Raw genomic sequence first — 6,095 nt, 5'->3', positions numbered from 1 at the left:
ACCCGCGCCACATTGGCATAACCAGTCCAAGCACCAGCACTGGGGACACCACCCATACCCAATAAATCACCACTAAAGTTCTGTCTTTGCTGCCAGTCATAGCGCCAACGATCCGTGCCAGTTTTGCGATCGTAAGGCAGATAGTCACCCATTAAGTTGCCAGAGTACTGCTTATCCAAAAACTGATACTTAGCGCCCAATTGCACTCCACGTTGGCCCATTACTCGAGGCAACAATAGCAAGTCACGATTAGGCGCAATATTGACGTAGTAGGGCGTCGTCACATCAATACCATTATTGGAGTTATAACCAGCTACCGGTGCCAGAATTCCGGAACGGCGTTGATTTGATGTTGGTGCAGTGAAGTAAGGAACATAAGCAATGGGTACATCAAAGAATCGCATAACACCGTTTGTACCAACCATTTCTTTTTGCTCGTTATCAATCTCAAGCGTACTAGCCGTGAAATACCAATCTAAGTTTTCTGGGGTGCAAGTTGTATAAGTTGCCTTATCAAACACAAATACATCTGAAGTTTCAATCGTTAATTTTTTTGCATTGCCACTTGCTCTGTTATCACGCAATTCGTAATTCGGAGATTCCATTTCACCATCACGAGCATCTACCCGAAAACGCGCCTTTGGTCCTTTGAAAGATGTGTTACCTTTTGAAAATTCAGTATTGCCCAATAAGTTAGCTACATCAGAATCAGGATCATATTTAATTTCATCGGCTTTGATCACTGCACCGTTACGTCGAATTTGCGCACGTCCCTTTAAGCGCATTTCACGATCGACAATTCCATCAATCGAATCACTGGAAGTAAACGTCAATGCATTACCATCAGCGATAGGCTTACCAACCCGTAATTGATCATCCAACTTTAAGACAGTGACATCGCCACGATCGGGGATTAATACGGAGTTAGCAGAGCTACCTAATGACTGTGATGAAGGAGGTAAAGGTGCAGGTGCCTGAGCCATACTTAAGTGGGCAAATTGCGACAATGCAACCCCCATCATTACGCGTAGGGTGACAGATAAAAAAAGAGGGGCACAAAGGCCAGCGCGACGGCGATAATGACTCATAGATCCAGACCCCGCTATTATACGAATCGACCATGACTGACTCTCGCTTAGACACCCTCCGTAACTGGCTAAAAGGCCTTGAACCTAGCTGGCAATTAGATCTCCCCACTTTAGCCCCCGCCTCGGCAGATGCCAGCTTTCGACGGTATTTCCGGATTGAGTCCAAAAACCCGGATTTTCCGACTTTGATCGTGATGGATGCCCCACCCCAACATGAACCCTTAGATGCCTTTATTAAGGTCGATTTATTGCTTGAAAATGCCGGTTTAAATGTCCCGAAAATTCTAGAAAAAAATGTCGTCGAGGGCTTTCTTTTACTCAACGATCTTGGCACTAAAACTTTCCTTGCAGAGCTCAATTCTCAGAGTGCGGATCATCTATACAAAGATGCGACACATGCTTTAGTACAAATGCAGTTAGCGAGCAAACCTGATGTCCTGCCAAACTATGATGAAGCACTTCTACAACGTGAGCTTGATTTATTTCCTGAGTGGTATTTAGGAAAGCATTTGCAGATGGAGTTAACTGAACTTCAAATCTCTCAAATGAAGCAAGCATTCGAACTCATTATTCAAAATAATCTTGCTCAAGCAAAAGTCTACGTTCATCGAGACTATCACTCACGCAATCTGATGGTGACCGAAAAAAATAATCCCGGTGTTATCGATTTTCAAGATGCAGTTTATGGCCCGATTACTTACGATGCTGCCTCACTCTGGCGTGATGCATACATTGCATGGCCCGAAGAACGCGTGATAGATTGGGTCATTAAATTTTGGGAAGCTGGCCGCAAAGCAGGATTGCCAATGCCAGATGATTTTGGTCAGTTCTATCGTGACTTCGAGTGGATGGGCTTACAGCGACACCTCAAAATTTTGGGGATTTTTGCAAGGCTATTTCATCGCGATGGTAAAGATGGCTATCTCAAAGATATTCCATTGGTACTCGAGTACGCGATTGCAACCGCAAATCGCTATATTGAATTAAAGCCCTTGGCACGTATTTTGGAATCGACACGCTCCAAACAGAATTAGTCATCATCAATCATGAATAAGCGCAATCTCGTTCCTTGCTTTTTACTGGCCGCAGGTCGAGGCGAACGCATGCGTCCACTAACTGATGAGCTGCCTAAACCACTCCTCACCATTAAAAACAAATCCTTACTCGCCTGGCATTTAGAGGCACTCAGTGCGGCAGGCATTGAGAATGTGGTGATTAATCATGCTTGGCTTGGCAATAAGATTGAGCAAGCCCTAGGAAATGGCAGTCAATTTAATTTGAATATTGCCTACTCTCCAGAAACTATCGCCTTAGAAACAGCAGGTGGCATTTGTAAAGCACTCCCCTTGCTGAACCCCAGCGATTATTTCTTGGTGATTAATGGGGATGTTTTTAGCCCAAATCTACCGATTGCGCAGCTTTTGGAACAAATTTCCAGTTTACGAAGCATGCCAAATCAACCTTTGGCACATCTTTTGATGGTTCCCAATCCAGTTCAACACCTCGAGGGGGACTTTTATCTCAAAGGCTCCCAAGTGGCCTCCGAATCTCTGGCCGATGCCGAAAAACTAACTTTTTCCGGTATCGGCATCTACCATCGAGACCTCTTTAAAGATGTAGAGTTGGATGTACCTACTAAATTAGCCCCACTCCTCAGGGAGGCTATGGCCAAAAATCGAGTGTCTGGTGAAAAATATGCCGGTCCGTGGCACGATGTAGGTACACCTCAACGATTACAAGAGCTCAATGCAGCGCATGAATAAATCCACTATTTACCAACAACGCCGGGTTGAACTCGCAAAGCTGATCTGCGCCAAAACTAGCGGTGGCATTGCCATCATCACTACAGCACCTGAGGCTGTACGCAATCGCGATAGCGAGTTTCCTTATCGTCACGACAGCGATTTTTTCTACCTCACTGGTTTTGAAGAGCCAGGTGCAACACTCGTATTAAAGATTGCTGGATCAACATCACAAGCACAACTGGAATCACATCTCTTTTGCAGACCCAAAGATGCAGAGCGTGAGATTTGGGATGGCATTCGTTTAGGGCCAGAAGCTGCACCCTCAATCTTGGGCGTGGAGTATGCCTACAGCAATCTTGAGCTAGATAAAAAATTGGGTGAGTTATTAGCAGATCAAGATGCGGTCTACATTCGTCTTTCAGAAAGCGCTGAAACAGATCGTCGCTTACGTCATTGGATGAAACAAGTACGGTCTCAGGCACGTGCTGGAGTTAACCCACCATCTGAGTTTCATGATGTAGAGAGTTTGATTCATGAAATGCGTCTCTTTAAAGATACTCATGAAATCGATATCATGCGCCGCGCTGCCCAAATATCTGCACGTGCCCACATTCGTGCCATGCAAACCTGCAAACCTGGAATGCGTGAATATCATCTCGAAGCTGAGCTTCTTCATGAATTCCGCTATAGCGGTGCGCAAAGCGTTGCATACAACAGCATTGTTGCTGGTGGTGCCAACTCCTGCATTCTGCATTACCGTGCTGGTGATGCAGAGCTACGTAGTGGTGAACTCTGTCTGATTGACGCGGGCTGCGAGCTGGATGGCTACGCTTCAGATATCACCCGTACATTTCCAGTAAATGGCAGGTTCACAGGGCCGCAACGTACGCTGTATGACATCACACTAGCATCACAAGAGGCAGCAATTGCAGCAACCAAACCTGGAAATACATTTATGCAGCCACATGAGGCAGCGTTAAAGGTACTCACTCAAGGCCTGATTGATGAGAAGCTTCTCAAGCTTGCAGAAGTAGGTTCTTTAGACAATGCAATTGAGGCTGGCGCCTATCGTCGCTTCTATATGCACCGTACCTCGCACTGGTTGGGTATGGATGTTCACGATGTCGGCTCGTATCGCGAACCACTGAACACATCAACAGATTCCGCTGAAAAACCATGGCGTATTCTTAAATCTGGCATGGTCCTCACCATTGAGCCAGGCCTATACGTTCGCCCAGCAGATGATGTCGATGAACGCTTCTGGAATATTGGCATCCGCATTGAAGATGATGCAGTAGTGAATGACTCAGGATGTGAATTGATTTCTCGCGGCGTACCAGTCAAAGCCGATGAGATTGAAGCACTGATGAAGAATAATTAAGTTACGAAGCATGTCAGCAAAGAGCTTAGATATTTTGATTCAAGGTGGTGGACCAGTTGGTCTAGCCTGCGCAGCATGGTGCTTGCAAAAATTTCCAGAAGCTAAGATTGTCTTGCTCGATCGCAACCCTATGAATGATGCAGATTTAGCTGCTGCCGATAGCAGAGGTATAGCCTTATCGCACGGTAGCAAACTCTTGCTCGACACCATTAAGGCATGGCCTACAGAGTGTGCGGACATTCATCGAGTTCATGTCTCACAAGCAGGTCGTTTTGGCCGCGCTCTGATGACTCGCGAAGAGCTTGGGCAAGATGCTCTAGGTCATATCGTTCGTTATCGAGATATTCATCTCACACTGCGTCAGGCTTTAAGAGTCATTCAAACAAAGGGTCCCAATTTTGTTTGGGAGCACATCAACAGCAATAAAGGTACCGATACCGATACTTCACATATTCTAGCCAAATGCGTAGTGCATGCTGAAGGCGGTTTATTTAAAACCCAAGATTGGGTTGAGTCCGGCAGAGACTATGAGCAGTCCGCTTTAATTGGCTTAGTCGAGGTTGAGGATGCAGCGCCCCATCAAGCATGGGAACGCTTTACTTCCGAAGGGCCTTTAGCAGTTCTGCCGAGTCACTATGGTCGCAATATTCTGAATCTGGTTTGGTGTGGAACGCCAAGCTCTTCACAAGCACGTCTTGCTTTAAGTGATGCTGATTTTCTAAAGAGCTTGCAAGCCGAGTTTGGTTCGCGTATTGGTCAGTTCCTCAAAATCCAAGATCGTCGTCTTTATGATCTAGGCCTCAACTACCGCAAAGAAATTACTCAGGGCAATGAGGTTTGGATTGGTAATGCCGCCCAAACTTTGCATCCCGTTGCAGGACAAGGCCTTAACCTTGGATTAAGGGATGCCTATCTCTTGGCCGAAAAACTCAGCATCCTCTTCTCCAAATCTGAAGATCAAAAAACTGTAACGGCCATTGAGGCAACATTGCAGGACTATGCTCTAAGCCGTAAGATCGATCGATCCGCCACTATTGGTTTGACCGACTTCATGGCCAGAATCTTCACCTCCAACCTATTTCCCATTGTGATCGGCCGTGGGTTGGCTTTATCGGCCCTCCAGTGGTTCCCGCCACTTAAAACAGCCTTAGCCCGGCAGATGATGTTTGGCAGGCGCTAAGAGGCTTAAATAGCCTCCAAAATACAAGCATTCATCATTTGATCTAAATCATGGAATCTGCCTATTTTTTAGGCAGATTTATGCTGAGTTGTGCTAAAGTGACACCCTTTCCCAAGCACTAGAAGCCCTCCAGAATTCAGCCCACCCCATGAAGATCGGCCCACACCTTCTCGCGAATAGATTATTTGTTGCCCCAATGGCAGGGGTAACGGATCGCCCTTTTCGCCAGCTCTGTAAAAAGCTTGGTGCTGGCTATGCCGTGTCCGAAATGATTGCCTCCAATGCTTTGCTGTGGAAAAGTGAAAAAACCCAGCGTCGCGCTAATCACCAAGGGGAATTTAAGCCAATTGCAGTCCAAATCGCTGGTGCCGACCCTAAGATGATGGCGGCAGCAGCCAGACTCAATGTCGATCATGGTGCCCAGATCATTGATATCAATATGGGTTGCCCAGCTAAAAAGGTATGCAATGTTGCAGCTGGTTCTGCACTGTTAAGAGACGAGCCTTTGGTGCAGCAAATTTTGGAAGCCGTAGTACAGGCAGTGGGCGTAGGTCCTGATGCGGTTCCTGTGACCTTAAAGATTCGGACAGGCTGGGATCGTGAACATAAAAATGCGATTGATATTGCACGTCTGGCTGAAAAATCTGGCATCTCTATGTTGACTGTACATGGTCGTACAAAAGCCGACCTTTATCACGGTG

6 protein-coding genes are annotated in these 6,095 nt (G+C 46.3%); 5 read left to right on the top strand and 1 reads right to left on the bottom strand.

Features of this window, described 5'->3' with window-relative positions; genetic code table 11:
* The coding region (locus B7Y67_RS09505) for an LPS-assembly protein LptD (protein ID WP_367227277.1) at nucleotides 1-1,088 on the bottom strand (1,088 nt) is incomplete at its 3' end.
* 32 nt (nucleotides 1,089-1,120) lie between these two features.
* Here B7Y67_RS09505 and B7Y67_RS09500 point away from each other — a divergent pair.
* The 5 genes from B7Y67_RS09500 to B7Y67_RS09480 form a co-directional block, all read left to right on the top strand.
* Nucleotides 1,121-2,122 carry a phosphotransferase gene (locus tag B7Y67_RS09500; RefSeq protein WP_293598436.1) on the top strand — a complete coding sequence of 334 codons (1,002 nt, stop codon included), beginning with the start codon at nucleotides 1,121-1,123 and terminating at the stop codon, nucleotides 2,120-2,122.
* A 12-nt stretch (nucleotides 2,123-2,134) separates the two neighbouring features.
* The gene (gene murU, locus B7Y67_RS09495; protein WP_293598435.1) at nucleotides 2,135-2,851 is read left to right on the top strand and encodes an N-acetylmuramate alpha-1-phosphate uridylyltransferase MurU; all 717 of its coding nucleotides are present in this window, start codon (nucleotides 2,135-2,137) and stop codon (nucleotides 2,849-2,851) included.
* Complete coding sequence (locus B7Y67_RS09490; protein WP_293598434.1) at nucleotides 2,835-4,214, top strand: aminopeptidase P N-terminal domain-containing protein; 1,380 nt, start codon at nucleotides 2,835-2,837, stop codon at nucleotides 4,212-4,214. Before murU ends, B7Y67_RS09490 begins: the two co-directional genes overlap by 17 nt.
* A 10-nt stretch (nucleotides 4,215-4,224) precedes the next feature.
* Nucleotides 4,225-5,394: an FAD-dependent monooxygenase gene (locus B7Y67_RS09485; protein WP_293598433.1), complete on the top strand. Its 1,170-nt coding sequence runs from the start codon at nucleotides 4,225-4,227 to the stop codon at nucleotides 5,392-5,394.
* 148 nt (nucleotides 5,395-5,542) lie between these two features.
* Nucleotides 5,543-6,095 (top strand): tRNA-dihydrouridine synthase (locus B7Y67_RS09480; RefSeq protein ID WP_293598432.1); only part of this gene is annotated, 553 nt, incomplete at its 3' end.

It is taken from the genome of Polynucleobacter sp. 35-46-11, assembly GCF_002281105.1.
This window is presented reverse-complemented; position numbering and strand designations above follow the sequence as displayed.